General features: G+C 41.0%; 17 protein-coding genes. 8 read left to right on the forward strand and 9 right to left on the reverse strand.

What is annotated here, in order from left to right:
• Positions 1–87 precede the first annotated feature (87 nt).
• Positions 88–936: a hypothetical protein gene (locus tag BO222_RS09490; protein ID WP_075820505.1), complete on the reverse strand. Its 849-nt coding sequence runs from the start codon at positions 934–936 to the stop codon at positions 88–90.
• A gap of 250 nt (positions 937–1186) precedes the next feature.
• Here BO222_RS09490 and BO222_RS09495 point away from each other — a divergent pair, with 250 nt between their 5' ends.
• Complete coding sequence (locus BO222_RS09495; RefSeq protein ID WP_233131243.1) at positions 1187–2158, forward strand: Gfo/Idh/MocA family oxidoreductase; 972 nt, start codon at positions 1187–1189, stop codon at positions 2156–2158.
• A gap of 60 nt (positions 2159–2218) precedes the next feature.
• On the opposite strand, the gene BO222_RS14265 is transcribed toward BO222_RS09495, so the two are convergent.
• Positions 2219–2650: an alpha-amylase family glycosyl hydrolase gene (locus tag BO222_RS14265; protein ID WP_332888870.1), complete on the reverse strand. Its 432-nt coding sequence runs from the start codon at positions 2648–2650 to the stop codon at positions 2219–2221.
• On the reverse strand, positions 2647–3060 hold the full coding sequence (locus tag BO222_RS14270) for an alpha-amylase family glycosyl hydrolase (protein WP_075820509.1): 414 nt from the start codon (positions 3058–3060) through the stop codon (positions 2647–2649). The genes BO222_RS14265 and BO222_RS14270 overlap by 4 nt, the downstream gene beginning before the upstream one ends.
• Positions 3061–3338: 278 nt before the next feature.
• Here BO222_RS14270 and BO222_RS09510 point away from each other — a divergent pair, with 278 nt between their 5' ends.
• Positions 3339–4208, forward strand: a complete 870-nt coding sequence (locus BO222_RS09510) for a DMT family transporter (protein ID WP_075820511.1) — start codon at positions 3339–3341, stop codon at positions 4206–4208.
• A gap of 428 nt (positions 4209–4636) precedes the next feature.
• Here BO222_RS09510 and feoB read toward each other — a convergent pair whose 3' ends face one another.
• The 5 genes from feoB to BO222_RS09540 all read right to left on the reverse strand — a co-directional run bounded on the left by feoB (position 4637) and on the right by BO222_RS09540 (position 9378).
• Positions 4637–6781, reverse strand: coding sequence for a ferrous iron transport protein B (gene feoB / locus BO222_RS09520; RefSeq protein WP_075820515.1), 2145 nt, complete (start codon positions 6779–6781; stop codon positions 4637–4639).
• Positions 6782–6798: 17 nt separating this feature from the next.
• Positions 6799–7032 carry a FeoA family protein gene (locus BO222_RS09525; RefSeq protein ID WP_075820517.1) on the reverse strand — a complete coding sequence of 78 codons (234 nt, stop codon included), beginning with the start codon at positions 7030–7032 and terminating at the stop codon, positions 6799–6801.
• A gap of 18 nt (positions 7033–7050) precedes the next feature.
• Positions 7051–7272 (reverse strand): FeoA family protein, encoded by a 222-nt coding sequence (locus BO222_RS09530; protein ID WP_075820519.1) that lies wholly within the window; start codon positions 7270–7272, stop codon positions 7051–7053.
• Positions 7273–7642: 370 nt separating this feature from the next.
• Positions 7643–7885, reverse strand: coding sequence for a hypothetical protein (locus BO222_RS09535; protein ID WP_075820521.1), 243 nt, complete (start codon positions 7883–7885; stop codon positions 7643–7645).
• A 263-nt stretch (positions 7886–8148) separates the two neighbouring features.
• Positions 8149–9378 (reverse strand): RNA polymerase factor sigma-54, encoded by a 1230-nt coding sequence (locus BO222_RS09540; protein WP_158024589.1) that lies wholly within the window; start codon positions 9376–9378, stop codon positions 8149–8151.
• Positions 9379–9504: 126 nt separating this feature from the next.
• Here BO222_RS09540 and BO222_RS09545 point away from each other — a divergent pair, with 126 nt between their 5' ends.
• The 6 genes from BO222_RS09545 to BO222_RS09570 all read left to right on the forward strand — a co-directional run bounded on the left by BO222_RS09545 (position 9505) and on the right by BO222_RS09570 (position 16401).
• Positions 9505–12264, forward strand: a complete 2760-nt coding sequence (locus BO222_RS09545) for a sigma 54-interacting transcriptional regulator (RefSeq protein WP_075820525.1) — start codon at positions 9505–9507, stop codon at positions 12262–12264.
• A 341-nt stretch (positions 12265–12605) separates the two neighbouring features.
• Positions 12606–13019, forward strand: coding sequence for a PTS sugar transporter subunit IIA (locus tag BO222_RS09550; RefSeq protein ID WP_075820527.1), 414 nt, complete (start codon positions 12606–12608; stop codon positions 13017–13019).
• Positions 13020–13030: 11 nt separating this feature from the next.
• A complete protein-coding gene (locus tag BO222_RS09555; protein ID WP_075820529.1) occupies positions 13031–13501 on the forward strand; it encodes a PTS sugar transporter subunit IIB in 471 nt (156 codons plus the stop codon).
• Between the two features lie 51 nt (positions 13502–13552).
• Positions 13553–14329, forward strand: a complete 777-nt coding sequence (locus BO222_RS09560; RefSeq protein WP_233131244.1) for a PTS mannose/fructose/sorbose/N-acetylgalactosamine transporter subunit IIC — start codon at positions 13553–13555, stop codon at positions 14327–14329.
• Positions 14316–15137 (forward strand): PTS system mannose/fructose/sorbose family transporter subunit IID, encoded by an 822-nt coding sequence (locus BO222_RS09565; protein WP_075820531.1) that lies wholly within the window; start codon positions 14316–14318, stop codon positions 15135–15137. The genes BO222_RS09560 and BO222_RS09565 overlap by 14 nt, the downstream gene beginning before the upstream one ends.
• 250 nt (positions 15138–15387) lie before the next feature.
• Positions 15388–16401, forward strand: a complete 1014-nt coding sequence (locus BO222_RS09570; RefSeq protein ID WP_198932057.1) for an SIS domain-containing protein — start codon at positions 15388–15390, stop codon at positions 16399–16401.
• 272 nt (positions 16402–16673) lie between these two features.
• Here the strand turns inward: BO222_RS09570 and BO222_RS09580 are convergent.
• Positions 16674–16928, reverse strand: a 255-nt coding sequence (locus BO222_RS09580; protein WP_075817320.1) for a transposase, incomplete at its 5' end; no start/stop codon positions are given.

The raw sequence follows: 16928 nt of genomic DNA on the forward strand, positions 1-16928 counted from the left end.
TGTATCCGATTTAATCCGTAATCTGTATTTTTCAGATCTACATGCTTTGTCTGGGTATTTCTAACTTTTGTTTCCAATCTTTATTATCTAATCCAAAAAGGCATTTTCCGGTACACTTATGATTTCATTTTCTGATGGATGCTGATCCATCAGGTCTGCATAAAAACCTTTATCCAGATTGCCTGAAGGATAGATTTCACCTTTTTTGTCATCACCAGAGACGGTAGACCAGCGAATAATCGTTCCCTCTGAATTGCATTCAATACGTAACGGCAAGCCTTGTGAAAAGATCATTCCTGTCTTTTTAAATTCGGAAGATGAAAGCCGTTCTTTGAGCTCTTGCCGATCGGTTATTGTCCACAGAATAATTGTTAAAGGATCTTCGATCTGTTCATCTGTTTCTTTCCAGACTATAAAATAGTCAGGGAATTTTTCAATCATTGCAAAGCCATCATCTCCAACGGCTTCCAGAATCGGCTGCTCCATCACTACCATCTTATCTCCATCAACTTCTGGTTTACGAGTTACAAATTCTGCTGTTTGATACGAGCCATCTTCATTCATATTCAAGGAAATCAGTTCCTGCTCATTGTCCTTAAAGCGCTTAATCGTAATCACAGTCGGAATACTATCGAGATAGTTAAAGCGCTCGTCTATGCAATACGTCCATCCATCCTGTTCAAAAACTAAAGTTTTCAGATGGTTAGCTCCAGAGTAGCGATCAACCACGAAGCCGGTTTCCTGATAGGTATTCACCGTACTGGCACTGGCCTGTCTTAATAAGTCATAAAGCAGTTTTCCATTTGGTTCTTCCTGATTATGATCAGGTGTGCTTCCAAGCAGAACAGAATAAGGTTCAATCTGATCTGTCTGATGAGCTGAGCATCCACAAAGAATCATTGCAAAGACGCACGAAACCCACATCAATTTTTTCATAATCCCCCCAAAGTAATATTGTTTATTTGTTGTTTTAATTTTAATATTAATATATTTATTAGCATGAGTAAAATCGAACTTTATACATTACAAAGCACTTTCTGTCTCGAAACAAAGTTAATCCGTATAAAATGAAAATCAGAAAGCAGCGGAAAATCTATGAACCGAAAAATAGGTATTGACTTTATTGGAAATGGAAAAAGCGCCAACCGCTACCATATTCCTTATGTATTGTGCCTTCAAGATAAATTTGAAATCAAAAAAAATCTATGAACGCCATCTCGGACGTTCAAGCTGGGAGAGAATCGAAGGAGTTTCTTATATCTACGATTTAAATGACTTCCTTAATGATCCGGAGATTAAACTGATCGTCATCAGCACTCCTCTGAGTTCCCATTATGAATATGCAAAGAAAGTTCTTGAAGCTGGCAAGAATTGTCTGGTTGAAAAACCCTTTACTGAAACCACGGCTGAAGCGATTCAACTTTTTAAACTAGCCGAAGAAAAAGATCTGCGTCTTGAAGCCTGTCAGAATCGCCGCTTCGACAGCGACTTTCTGACAGCCGTCAAAATGACCGAAAGCGGAAAACTCGGTGAAGTTTTTGAAATCGAATCCAACTACGATTACTACCGCCCGGAAGTACCAGAAAATATTGAAAAATTCTCTCGTACTACTTCCTTCTTATATGCTCATTGCCACAGCATCGATCAGATCATCGGCTATTTTGACAAACCGGAAAAGATTCACTGTGATCTGCACCAGTTAATGGGCGAAGGGAGAATGAACGATTATTTTGATGTCGATATGTACTATCCTTCAAGAAATCTGAAAGTAGCCATTCGTTCAAGCTATTTTATGAACAAGCTCAGAGACAGTTTAAGAGTTTATGGAAAGAACGGAACCTCCATTAAAGAGAAGGAAGATCAGCAGGAAAAGGATATTAAACGCTTCTATCTGCCAAAAGGTCATCCAGATTTTGGATTAGACAAGCCGGAAGACTATGGAACGCTTTATACACTCAACGACAAAGGTGAAACTGTAGAAGAGAAGATCGAAACTGTTCCTGGAAACTACGCCAGATTCTATGAAGCGCTTTACGAAACATTAGTGAATAGTAAACCTCCAGTGGTTAAACCAGAAGAAACCATTGAATTAATGGAACTGATAGAAAATGCGGTTGCTTCCATGGATTCATCCTGCTACAGCAGATTACCCATGTAACGACATTTGGATCCGCATTCGATATCGCGTAGTCCGATAAAGATCCCGGATTTAGATTCTTCAGCAAAATTGCGTAGCGGATCTTTTCGCCATAATTGCTTGCGGTTGTGGCTCCGATGGCATCGATATAATCGACCAGTCGATCCTTGCCGCCCTGCAAAACTTCGTCATAGGAAATTGAATATTTCTGTCCTTAAGAAAATTCATCGTGTTTGTCCAGAAATTATTTTCCATCTCTTTTGATTCCACTGGATCATCTTCTAAAGCGATGTGTTTAGCGGTATCAAATCGAAATCCATCCGCTCCTGCATCAATCGCATCTTTCAGAAAATTAAAAAAGTACTCCTGAAAGCCGGAATTTTCAGTATTCACATCCGGCAGTCCACCCATTTTATAGGTCGTCAATTGAAGACGATCAGAAAAATTATTCATGTCATAAGCCGAATTCTGATGATAAAGACTGTCGAGCGAATCACCAGCCGCTGCAATCAGATTTTCTGAAACGGCATCTGTTTCATGGTTGTATGGTTTTGCGCCACATCGACAATAATCGAAATTCCATACTGGTTGGCCTCATCACAGAGCTTTTGAAATTCTTCGAGAGCTCCTAACTGATAATTTCCGATCTTCCAATCGACCGGCTGATAATGGTAATACCATTTTCCATCTCCATAAAGATCCATTCCCCCATCTTCCCCATCAAAAACTTTATTAATGGGAGAAGTCTGAATGGAACGAAATCCACCGGTTGCAATCATGGGTAAAGACTGCCGAATCGTATTGAAGTCCCAGGAAAAAGCATGAAATATGGCGCCGTCTTTTATTGGTATCTGGCCTTCACTTTGTTTATCATTGATTTGTTGCTGCGTTTCTTCTTCAATCGAATCTTTATCCTGAACCATGCAGCCTTAGCCGATCAGACTCAGACAAAGCAAACCGGTTAGAATGCGTGCACGTTTCATAAAACCTCCATAAAAGTCATCCTGAATCCATCAGAAACCCGTTCAGGAATCGAATCAGTTTCTGTTTTTGGAAGATATCACAGGTCTGAAAAAATGATCCAGAAAACAGATTCTGTCTGATCTATATGAGGATATCTTATCCAGAATCAACTGCACTTTTGATCAATGAAGAAAATTCAGACAAACAAAAACTCTTTTTATACGAAAGGATTTAAAATATGACGAATCGACAAAAAGGAATGCTGTGTATTGTACTGAGCGCTCTTTCCTTTGCACTGATGAACGTTTTTGTAAGACTCGCCGGGGATCTTCCTTCACCGGAAAAAAGCCTGTTTCGAAATCTGATTGCGGTGATGGCTGCCGGATTTGTTCTGATGAAAAACCATCAGAATCTTCATTATCCTAAAGCAGCCTGGCTCAATCTGATTCTTCGTTCCGCTTTTGGTACCTTAGGAATTCTCTGCAACTTCTATGCGGTGGATCATCTTTTATTAGCGGATGCTTCAGCGATTCAGAAGCTGGTTCCCTTTATCACCATTGTGGTCAGTGTCTTTTTACTTAAGGAAAAGCCAACCCGGCTTCAGGTGATATTAGTCATCCTGGCTTTTTCCTGTTCCCTACTGATCATCAAACCAAGCTTTTCAAATGCTGATCTGGGTGCAAGTCTGGTTCAGGTTGTCGGGGCGATCGGAGCTGGAACAGCCTATGTCTATGTTCGAAAACTGACCTTGCAGGGAGTTGATAAATCGAAAATCATCTTCTTCTTTTCTGCCTTTTCCCTGCTGGCTTTTATTCCGCTGACCATGCTCGATTTCAAAATGCCAACACTGACTCAGCTTGTATGTCTGATCATGGCTGGAATCATGGCTACATTTGGGCAATATTCTGTTACTTACGCTTACAGCTTTGCTCCAGCCTCTCAGATTTCAATCTGTGACTATACGCAAATTATATTTTCGGCAATCTTGGGCTTCTTCTTTTTCGGTCAAGTTGCAGACTGGATGTCCTGGTTGGGTTACGCTGCTTTAATTGCCTTAGCCTTCATCAATTACCTGGCTGGTCTTAAAAAGACAAAGCTTTCCTCTTAGTCAAGTTATAAAATTTTCCAATTGAAAATTCTCTTATAAACAGCTCTGAACCAGCACAAAAAGTCCCTGAATTCTGAATGAACAGAATGCCAGGGACTTTTTGTATTGTCATCAAATTGATACTTAGCTGCTATTTTGCGTAAAACGCAATCAACGGCAGCAGCAATTTCCTTCTGAATCAGATGGGTTATTTTTTTTGCGTTTAAAAGATTTAAAACCGTTTTGACCAGAACAGGATCCATTGCATGTGCCGCATGAACAGCAGGTTTTACGTTGTTGAATGGAGCGAACAGCAAGAACCAGCAAAATCAGAACGCCGGTCAGGATTACTATATCCGTTAGATTCATTCAATTTACCTCCATTTTTTAAAGATGAAATTTCTTAGTTCCTGTAAAAGAACAAAAAACGGATTTTGAGTTTGATCTATTTAAGCTCCTGCTTCTACGAGGTTTTTAGAAGCAGTTTTCCGATCCGTATATGGTTTAACCATTCGAGCAATATAAATAATCAGAATCACAACAGCAATCATCGTCCAGATTCCAAATGTTCCATAGAATAGCAGACTTCCAAGCTGATAAACGATAAGAGCCATGGACCATGCAAAGAACATCTGCCATCCAAGAGCCATCCAGGACCACTTTGATGAATTCATCTCTTTAAACAAAGTAGAAACTGCGGCCAGACATGGAGCATCCAGCAGGTTAAACACAAGGAAAGAAAAAGCTGCCAGAAAATTTGGAAACATCACCATAATGGCAGACCACAGTTCAGGAACTTCTCCTGTATCATCTGCTACGTTGACGAGCACTCCCATAGTAGATACAATCTGCTCTTTGGCGACAAATCCAGAAAGGGATGCGGCTGCGGCCTGCCAGTTCCCCCATCCCAAAGGAGCAAAAAGGAATGCAATTGAACTACCGATTTTTGCGAGTAAAGAATCCTGAATATCAACCATCTGCAGTCCCTGAGATGTGATTCCATAGGTGGATAAGAACCAGGTGACTACACAGCAGGCAAACAGAATCGTTCCAGCCTTTTTAATGAAATGAAGACACCTTTCCCAGGTCTGTCTTAAAACATTCATCACTTTGGGCCAGTGATAAGACGGCAGCTCCATAATAAAAGGAGCGGTTTCTCCTGCAAACCAGCGAGTATGTCTTAATACCAGTGCGGAAATTATGATCGCAACAATTCCAAACATATACGTGGCCCAGGCAATCTGCCATGAAGCACTCACTCCTGAAATCGCCCCAGCAATCATTGCGATAATAGGCAACTTAGCTGAGCAGGGCATGGAGGTGGTAACGATCATCGTCATACGGCGCTCTTTTTCATTTTCAATGGTACGGGCAGCCATAATTCCGGGAATTCCGCAGCCAGTAGAGATCATAAACGAGATAAAAGATTTTCCGGAAAGTCCAAGCTTTCGAAAGATTCGATCCATGATAAAAGCAATGCGGCTCATATAACCACAGTCTTCGAGAAACGAAAGACATAAAAACATCATTACCATTTGCGGCAGGAATCCAAATGGAGCTCCTAATCCTCCAATAATTCCATCAACAACTAATGAAATGACAGGTTCGCTGGCATGAACCGATTCAAAAAAGGAAGTCATCCCACCTTGCAGCCATTCACCAACGATCACATCGTTGACAAAATCTGTAGCTGGCGTTCCAACCAGATTCAAGGACAAATAATAGACAACTGCCATTACTGCCATAAATATCGGAATCGCCAGGAAACGATTGGTTACAATCCGGTCAATCTTATCGCTGATCGTCAAATGGAAACCTTTTTTCTTCTTATAAACATTTTGAAGATTTTTTTCGATAAAGCTGTATCTCTGGTCCGCAATAATCCCTTCAGGTTCATCATCAAATTTCTGTTCCAGCTCCTTCTGGACCTTTTCAAGATGGTTCAGCTGCTCTGAAGACAGATTTTGCCTTTCTAAAATATATTCATCATTTTCCAGAAGACGTATGGCTTTCCAGCGCTTAAATACCGGTTCAATAATCATCGATTCAATTTTCTTTATCGCTTCTTCAATCGCTGGATCAAATTGAACTCTGCAATTAACCGGTTGATGTAAGGCTGCTTTTAAGGCAGCTGCAGCAGCTTCTTTAGTTCCTTTGTTTTTAGAAGCGCTCATTTCGATCACAGGTATTCCTAAATTATTCGATAGAGCATCTACGTCAATTGTTTCATTTCGGTTCTCGATAACATCCATCATATTTAATGCGATAACCATCGGAATACCCAGTTCAGCCAGCTGTGTGGATAGATAAAGATTTCTTTCCAGGTTAGAAGCATCCACAATATTCAGGATCACATCTGGGTGTTCCTGAATCAGGTAATTTCTTGCGATTCTCTCTTCAGGACTATAGGGGGAAAGCGAATAAACGCCAGGCAGATCCTGAACAATCACTTTTGGATTCTCTTTTAATTTTCCCTCCTTTTTCTCTACGGTTACACCTGGCCAGTTTCCAACATATTGGTTGGAACCGGTCAATGCATTGAATAAAGTCGTTTTTCCACTGTTTGGATTTCCAGCTAATGCAATTTTCATCATCTGTTCCTTATCCTTTCTCAGGCATTGATTGTTTCAACTTCAATAAGCTGACCTTCGTTTTTGCGAATGGTCAGTTCATATCCCCGAACATGAATTTCAACCGGATCTCCCAATGGGGCCGCTTTTCGAACCGAAAACTCTGTATTTCGGATCATTCCCATATCCATAATTCGTCGTTTTAAAGCTCCATTGCCATGAATCCGGAGAACTTTAGCATTGGTTCCCGGCTTAAGATCTTTCAGTGTCAGCATTTTTATTCCTTTCCTCATCTAGTCAGTAAGTTCAACTTCGATTCGCTTTGCCAGACGGCTATCCAGTGCCAATCGGCTTGAACGAATTTCAATAATCATATTTCTTCTACAAGACTGCAGAACCCGCACAGGCGTTCTTTCAATCAGCCCCAGAGATCTAAGATGTTTCAAATCTTTATCCTGACCTCTGATTTTTGTAATCACACAGTTTTCGAGTGGTTTAACAAAAATCAATGGCATATCCCTTACCTCCAAAGTTTGCGATAGCTAACTAATTCACAAACTGAGTTTACGACGACTAACTGCTAAATTCAAATGCATGTTTGCTTTAACTAACTCCTTTTGCATGCCCTGTTTAAAATTCATTCCACTTCCTTCAAATGTTTACTTAGGTAAACAGTCCTTAAGTGGCATCTTCTGCTGAATAATCAACGTTCATTCCAATCTTGACTCACTTACTATCGCCAGATCTCATTCATAGTGGTGCATGGTTAGGCAGTGCAGGCAAAATGAAAAAAAGTCTTATCCATTTGATGGATAAGACCGCCTGTATGACCTGATTTACCACAATATGTTCAATCAGAGCACGTTTGAATTTTTCAATCGTTTTTTAATTGCTCATTTCTGTACGAATTTTTTCGAGCATTTCTTCTTCACTGGCAATTTCTGTCTTTAGTTCTTCAGCCGCCTGGTTGGCATAGGCAACCACATTCGGCATTCCCTGAATCCGTTTTGCAACGTCATCTAATTGTTTGAGCATATTCTGTTTTTCCTTGATCGATGAGTTGATGACCTCGTATTTTTTTGCCAGATCTACAATTTCCCTTAATTTTGCATCCAGATTTTTGTCCATATCTGCTTCTCCTTTCCATTTCGATTGCTTACCTTAATTATCGAATGATTTTTACAGGCATTGTGGCGCTTTGACCAGAATTTACAGAATACATTTTTTTCTGAGTTGTGCTTACTGGTTAAAGATCCAAACTTCATTTTTCAGATGCCTTTTTAAATCGAATTAAAAGCTCAATTCGATCCTGGCTGGATAGAAACTGGTGATGGATGGATTTGATGAAAAAAGGGATAGGAGAAAATCTATTTTTGAAGCTGATCAGTCTTTTAATATCTGTTGTTTTGATATTGCTTTTTTCTTTTCCTGGAACTGGGAATATTCATCTCTTTTCGATACTTTGCAATTGTACGTCTTGACGCAAACAATTCCATCTCCTCTAAAGAAACTGAAATTTCTTCATCAAGATAAGGTTCTTCTGGATTTTCCTGATCGATCAATAGCTTCATTGCCCGTACGACTGCAGATTTTGAAGTTCCCTGACGAGTCTGAGAATCAAAGAGCGAATAAAAAGAAATTACTTTTCCATCCATCTCATAATACTTATCTTTTAGTGTTCGTGCGATTGTTGAAACATGAAGGCCTGTTCTTTCTGACAGATCGCGCAAGGTACAAGGATTCTTCTCGATGCCATACATCAGATGACTTTCCTGGATGGACATCAATTCATTAACCACAATCATCAAAGTCTGATTCCTTTTATTGATGGAATCAATAAAAAAGTGTGCCTGCCTGAAATACTCCCTGAGTTCAGCTGATGTATCTTTTTGCTTTTCGAATAATTCAATCTCTGGCAGCGCGGCTGGCTGAATCTGCAGATGATCATCTTCAACTGTAACAATGACTTCTGGCAACCGGGAAACTGCCGGTGAAGTGTCATACTCAGAACATGGATAAGGATTGCATCTTCTGACCTGTTCAAACAGTTCGTGGACTCTTTCAATAGAAAGATCCATTCTTTTTGCGATTCCTTCAAAGTTCTGAACAATGATCAGATCCTGACAGTTTTCAATCATCCATGCAGCCTGATCAAGATTCTTCATGTGCAGCTGAATGGCTATCGCATTCATGTTTGAACTTGCCGCCACTCCATAAGGTTCAAAACTTTGCACCAGGTGAAGGCCTTTTAAAAACAGCTCAAAATTCATATGCAGGTATTTTGAACCTTCGATTGGATCTTCTGTATAAAAACCATGTTCATCAAGAGATTCGATGATATAGCGAGCTGCTTTTATTTCCGGACCATCTTTTTGAAGCCGAAGCTGAGAATCAAGTTCTTCCTTCAGGCTTTTCTTGCTTGTCTGATTATCCCAGAAGTTCTCGCTGAGCGAACCTTCTACTGATATATACGGATTACTATCTGCTATGTCCCGGATCTGATCAAGCAGTTCAGCTTTTGACATGGACAGAACACGAAGGTATTCCCCATGTTTTGAATTGAAGTTTTGAAGCTGCTGCATTGATGGCTTCATCAACAACGTATTTTTCATCATCTTCATTATACGAAAATCAATTCTATTTCCTACACATTCAAAAATCATATCTCATCCAATCTCAGATGTGGGATAATTGAATAATCTATAGATTCAATTAAAAACAACCGCTCAGAAAAGGAATTTGAAATTATGGAAGGTAAAATTATTTCCTATCTTAATGCCTGTATGAATCATGATGACTTGCCGTTAACCAGTGCCGTTCGATGTGCCAAAGCTTTGAAGGCAAGCCGAGTTGATGTGACTGCATGCATGAATAAATTGGTTCAGTCCAATGATCTTGTTCGGATACTGAGCCGCCCCTATCTCTATGTTCCTGTTTCATGGTTATCTGAACATTATATTTATACTGATCAATCGGAGTTTGCTTCCGTATCGGAATTCATGCAACTGTTTGAAAAGCAGACAACCAATACTCAGGATCCATTTGATCAGCTGGTTGGAAATCATCATTCTCTGAAACCAATGATCTCGCAGCTGAAAGCTGCAATCTCCTACCCACCAGAAGGTTTGCCTATTCTTCTAAAAGGGCCTACGGGAACAGGAAAATCAAAAATGGCCGCTTTAGCCTATGACTGGGCTAAGCAGAAAGGTCTTCTAAAAGAAGGTGCTCAGTTTGTTCAGCTCAACTGCTCTGAGTACGCCAATAACCCAGAACTGTTAAATGCGAGTCTGTTTGGTTATGTCAAAGGAGCCTTTACCGGAGCCGATAAGGATACCAGTGGTCTTGCTGCCTTAGCTGATGGTGGAATTTTGTTTCTCGATGAAGTTCATAATCTTTCTGCACAATCTCAGGAAAAGCTGTTCCATTTGATGGATCAGGGAATATACCACCAGATGGGTGACAACGAAAACACTCTTTATTCCCATTGCCGCATGATCTTTGCAACAACTGAAGATCCGGATCAGGTGCTGCTTCGAACGTTAATGCGGCGGATACCGATCGTGATTGAAATTCCTTCCTTAAAGGAAAGAGGAAGAAGGGAACGAATTGCCCTGATCGCTCGCCTGATTGAGCAGGAACAAAAACGGCTTAACCGTCCAATTCAGCTTTCCGGTTCGGTTTATGATCTTTTGCTCAATGCAGAAGTTCCAGGCAATATCGGTGAATTAAAATCGATTATCCAGTTTTGCTGCGTAAATGCCTTTTTTGAAGCGGATTCACTGGTTCGAATCAATCTGCACCATGTTCCTTATAAGCTGATTTCTCAGCGGTCAATTACTGAAGCTCATCACCAGAATGTCCTGGATTTTTATACGGTAGAACAGTTGATTCAGCTCTATGACAAGGACCAGAAAGCAATTTTATTCAGTAATCAGCTGCTTGAATTGTTTCAGGAACGTAATGCTGCTTCACAAGACGTATCCGCTTCATTGATTTTGCAGATGCGTGTTTTATTAATGAAGCATCTGGATGAAAGAATCGAAGAATCCTCTGAATCCGAGCACTCCTATTGCTGGATGGCCCTCAACCAGGCTTTCACTTACCTTCAGGGCAAATCTCAGGATTCCAGAGATCCAGCCAGGCTTCTGGCACTGGCCTGGTTGATTCAGGAAATCTGTTTTAATGACATTGAGTATCAGAACTGGTCAATCTGCCATGAAGACGAATGCCAGCTCATTCTTAATGAACTCGAAAAGACGTATTTTAAGACTTTTCGAAGTGCCCAGGAAATCTGCCTGTTTTTACAATCTGCAGTTGAACTTTATATCTATCCCATGGTCATTATCATCATTTTCCTGTTTCTGATTGATCCGATTGAACAGGATGTTTATAAAGGAAGAGCACTTCTGATTGCCGCGCATGGTTTCTCAACCGCCAGTTCAATTGCAGATGCAGCCAATCAGCTGCTTGGAGATACCGTATTTGATGCCATTGACATGCCAATCACCAGTTCTGTTGATGATGTGATTGAAAAGGTTCAAACCTATGCAGGCCGGTTTCCTCATCTTGAAGAGCTGATTCTTCTTGTCGATATGGGCAGTCTTGAAAGCATTCTGGATGGACTGAATTCATTAGAATGCTCCATCGGGCTGATTGATCACGTCTCGACACCTGTCGCTTTAGAAATTGGAACTCTTGTAAGTCAAAGAGAAGAGCTTGAATCCATGCTCGACAAAGTTTGCAAGCTTTCCTGTTCAGGCTACCGGCTGCGTCCTTCAATGCGCAAAAAGCCTGCAATTGTCTGCTGCTGCGCAAGCGGAATCGGTACCGCGCGGCGTCTTGAATCACTGATCCAGTCTTCATTGCCTTCGGATTGCGATATTCGAGTATTATCTGTGAGCTATCCGCATCTGCTGCAGGAAAAGAAATCTAGTTCAGTCTTTCAAAAATGGAATGTCGTCTGTCTGGTTGGCACCTTGAATCCAAACTTGAAAGATGTCACTTTTATCAGCGTTGAAGACCTGATCATTCGTGATCACTTTATCCTGCTTGAGTCCTGTCTGGAAGGACTGTTTACAAAAGAACAGTCGGCTGAATTCCAGAAAAAACTGCTCAAAAATTTCTCGTTATATAACCTGATGTCTGAGCTGACCGTCCTAAATCCTCAAAAGCTGCTTGAACAGATTACCCCCTGTGTTGAACAGCTCCAAAATGATCTAAAGATCACTTTAAGTTCAACAACATGCATCGGACTTTATGTCCACATTTCCTGTCTGATCGAAAGAATTGCATTCAATCAGACGGAGGCGAAAAACCAGAATCTGGATTTAAATCCAGATTTACCAGCAAATCCAGAGCTTCGTCGCTTTATCCGTCTTTGCCGGGAATGTTTCAGATCCATCGAATCGCAATATCGGGTACGGATTCCGGATTCAGAAATCGCCTATATTTATGAATACATTCGTCATGATTCTCAAAACGAGGATTCAGAAACCGCTGATTTTTAATCGGCGGCTTTTTTTGCGAAATTTTTCAAAAATTTTTTTAATTTTTTCTGATTCCCTCTCTGTGGCACGTTTTTTGCTGAATAAAGGGTGTAAGGCAAAAAGAAATAAATCAAAACAGTAAAAACCTGAATATCAGAACCAAAGCCGAACATCAAAGAGAGGAGAGACATGAAGAGGAGAATCGAAGGTAGAAAACAATTCAAAGCTGCAGATCCATAAATTCTTCAGACTTATTCAGAAAACAGGATCTGACCGATCAAAATGATCAAAGCAATAAAAAGAAATGCCTTAATTGAGTGTAGAAAAGAAAGGAATTTACAACAGACAAAGGAAAAGAATTTATGACCGAAATCATTCTCGCATCTCATGGATCGTTATCCAAGGGACTGCTGAATACCTTGTCCATGATCGTTGGAAATCCCGGTGATCATGTACGAGCTTATTCGCTGAATCCAGGAGAAAATCCAAGGGACTTTCTGAACGAGCTTGAACTTGAAGTCACTCGATCAGAAAACCAGTACATCATCATGACTGACATTCAAGGCGGCAGCGTTCATACCGCTCTTTCAGAACTGATCCAGTACCCAAATGTTGCGCTGTTTTCCGGAATGAACCTGCCAATGGCTCTGGAAGTCCTGACTCGTTCTCAAAACGGAATCGATGAATCTGAATTTGAATCACTGATTGATTCATCACGAATGGGCATTGGATTGCTGCATCACACCCTCACCGCTTCAGCGGATGAAGAATTTTAGGAGGATATCAAATGATTACATTAACACGCGTTGATCATCGTCTGCTTCATGGCCAGATCGCTTTTTCCTGGACCACTGACCGCAATGCCAACTGCATTTTAATCGCAAACGACGCAGTCATTAAAGACGATCTGCGGAAAACCTCATTGAAACTGGCTAAACCCGCCGGCTGCAAGCTGGTCATCAAAAGCCTTGATGATTCCATCAAAGCGATTAACAGCGGAGTCACCGATAAATACCGTCTGCTGATTGTGGTTGAATCCATCGCTGATGCCAAAAAACTGATCGATGGATGTTCTTGTGTCAAATCATTAAATCTGGGAGGAACGAAAGCCGCTTCAAATACCCGACAGATTTCAAAAGCCATGAACATCACAGATCAGGATGCTGCAGATCTTAAAGAACTGATGAACAGAGGAGTTGAAGTTGAAATTCGAATGCTGCCTCAGGATAAGAAAATCGATGCAGCCAGTTTGATCTGAACAACAAAATAAAAAGAATCAATTCATTCATTCTCAGAGAAAGGAAATCTTATGACAATCGTACATGCTCTGCTGCTAGGCGCTCTTGCATTTATTGGCAAACTCGATCTGGCAACGGGAACCTCAATGATCTCCCGCCCGATCGTATTAGGACCTCTTGTTGGTCTGGTACTTGGCAATTTTGAAGCCGGAGTCAAAATTGGAGCCACACTGGAACTGGCTTTTCTTGGTCAGTACTCAGTTGGAGCCTACATTCCACCTAATGTAATCGTTGGCGGAATTCTTGGTACCGCTTTTGCGATCACAACCGGAAAAGGAGCAGATATCGCATTCACAATGGCATTCCCAATCGCCATGCTGATGCAGATTATCGATAACCTGTTATTTTCCATCGTACGCCCAATGCTCGCTAAGGTTGCAGACCGATATGCCGAGCAGGGAAATCCAGGAGGAATCGATCGAATTCACTTTGCCTGTGGTCTGATTACCTGTACTGCTTTATTTATCGTAACCGCTGCTGGATACGCTTTAGGATCCGCTCACATCCAGGCTTTTGTCGATGCCATCCCCGAAGTTATTACAAAGGGACTGAGCATCGCCTGTGGAATTCTCCCAGCATTAGGATTTGCGATGCTTGCCCGAATGGTTATGAGTGGAAAAGTACTCCCATTCTTCTTTCTTGGATTTGCCGTTGCAGCCTATTTCGGACTGCCGATCGTTGCCATCGCAGTTCTTGGAGTATTGCTTGTAGCCATTATGATGAACAACTATGGATTTGCTTCACCGCAGGCTGAAGCCATTGTGGAGGTAGAAGATGACGACTTCTAATAACAAGATCATTAACAAAAAAGATCTCAAAAAAATGTTCTGGCGTTCTCTTTCCATGGAATATTCCTGGCATTATGAACGTCAAATGCATATGGGTTTCTGCCATATGATCAACGATGGACTCAAAAAGATTTATAAGGATAAACCGGAAGAACTATCAAAAGCTCTGCAAAGACACATGGAATTTTTCAACATCACCGCTGCGTTGGCTCCATTTGTCGGCGGGATTACCCTGGCGATGGAAGAGATGAATGCCAATGATCCAGATTTTGATACTTCAAGTATTAACTCTGTTAAAGCCGCATTGATGGGTCCTCTTTCTGGAATTGGTGATTCGCTGCTTTTAGGAACCTTAAGAATTCTTGCCGTTGGAATTGGCGCTTCCCTTTCCATGCAGGGCAACCCGTTAGGACCAATTATCTTCCTGTTAGTATTCAATGTTCCCTGTTTTATCCTGCGCTGGTTCTGCTCTACAAAAGCCTATGAACTTGGAGCCAATTATCTCTCAAAGCTGCAGGCTTCTGGAATGATGGAAAAATTCATGCTGGCAGCAGCTATCCTTGGAGCCATCGTAATCGGTGGTATGACCAAAGAGCTGGTCAGCATCAGCACTCCGCTTACATTAGGATCTGGTGAATCGGCTACAACGATTCAATCCATTCTTGATTCACTGCTTCCTGGAATGCTTGGTTTGTTTGCAACAGGAATCTATTACAAACTGCTTGAAAAGAAAGTAAACGTCATCTGGGTATTACTCGGAACTGCACTGATTGGAATTCTTGGGGCCTGGACTGGAATTCTTGGATAAAAATACAAAAAGATCAAAAATCTTAACTCTAAGCACTCTGATCCATATCAGAACAACTTTTATCAACTATAGCCAGAAGTTCGCAGCTTTCGGCACAGCTCTAACCTGTCTGGAGCAGGAATGTTCAAAAAAGAAATCATGATGCTAAGCGAAACCATGGATAGAATTTCCTGCTCCTCATTCTTTTTAAATCAACTGTTTCAAATACGAAACCAGAATAAATCGATGAAAAATCAAAGGAGAAAAGAAAATGTCTGAAGTAAAAACTATGCTGAATTTTGATGAGGAAAAAGTAAGATCCGATCACCAGAATGGAGTCGATCTGATCCCGGCTGCTGAAGCCATTGTAGATGAAATCTGCAATCAGGGATATTCCAATATTTTCCTGGTAGGAATCGGAGGAACTGTGTTTTACGCTGGCCAGATCAAACACACAATTCGTCAGCTTGGATGTACCTTACCAATCTATGTAGAAAACGCTGCTGACCTTCTCTATGAAGGAAATGCAAATCTGAATAAGGATTCTGTGATCGTTATCGCTTCGCTGTCTGGAAATACGATTGAAGTTGAACAGTTTATCGATAAAGCTCATGAAATTGGATGCCGTGTAATTGGATATGTGGAAAAACTGAATACTCCATTGGCTGAAAAATCTGATTATCTTGTCAATACAGTCGGCGGTGAATACTACTGGTGGTATACAGTGGCTCTTCGATTCATGAAAAATGCCGGGCAGTTTGATGACTATGATCAGCTGATGGAACAGATTAAGGCTTTGCCTGACAATGTCGTACAGATTTATAAGGATGCAGATGATCAGATGAAAGAATACGCTGAAAAATATTGCGATGAGCCAATCACCTATCTGATAGCTTCTGGAAACTTGGAAGACTGGGCCATGTGCTATGGAACCTGCATCATGGAAGAAATGCAGTGGATGAAAACAAGACCTGTTTCTGGAGCTAACTTCTTCCATGGCACTCTTGAAGTCGTTGATCGCGATATTCCGGTTATGGTAATCAAAGGTGAAGATCAGACTCGTCCACAGATGGATCGCGTTGAAAAATTCGTAAATAGAATCTCCAGAAAAGTTACAGTATTTGATACGAAAGATTTCGATCTGATCGGTATCGATGACAAATTCCGCGGAATTCTCTCTCCAATCGTCATGCGTTCTGCATTTATGCGCTTAAACGTTCATTTAGAAGAAGCCAGAAAGCATCCGATCGATATCCGCCGTTATTACAAAGCTCTTGACTACTAAGAAAAAATTTGCGCAGTAAAGCAAAACAGACAATCAATATACACTGATTCAACCGCACTCTAGTTTCAAAAGATCAAGGAATCATGAATCAGGCCAAAGCGTTAAAAGGGGCTGTTAAATTTCGACTGATTTTTCATCAGCGAGATTTACAGCTCCTTTTTCTATGCTTTTTATCTGATTCAATCCTGTTTTATGATGTGTTTTTCCGCTCAAGTCAATTTTTGAACGCACTGAAAAGAGCCAAAACTCAAAAAGACTGTTTATAATCTTTTTCAGATTTCGCTTTTCTGCTCCTTTAATTTTCCATAACGTTCGAGTTCTGGGCAACTCATCCGATTTCTGTTGTTTAATTTTCTGATATTGTGTCCCATGGCCACAATAAGCACCTCAAATTTTACGTTTTCCAGTCCCCGGCGTCTCAATCGGCTGTATCTGTAGTTTTCTTTAAGATCTCCGAAGGTTCCTTCCGCCTGAATGCTCCGGCTGACCATAATCTCATGTCCTGCATCTGAAGACATGTTCTCCCG

It is taken from the genome of Ileibacterium valens, assembly GCF_001945525.1.
GTDB classification, from domain to species: domain Bacteria; phylum Bacillota_I; class Bacilli_A; order Erysipelotrichales; family Erysipelotrichaceae; genus Ileibacterium; species Ileibacterium valens.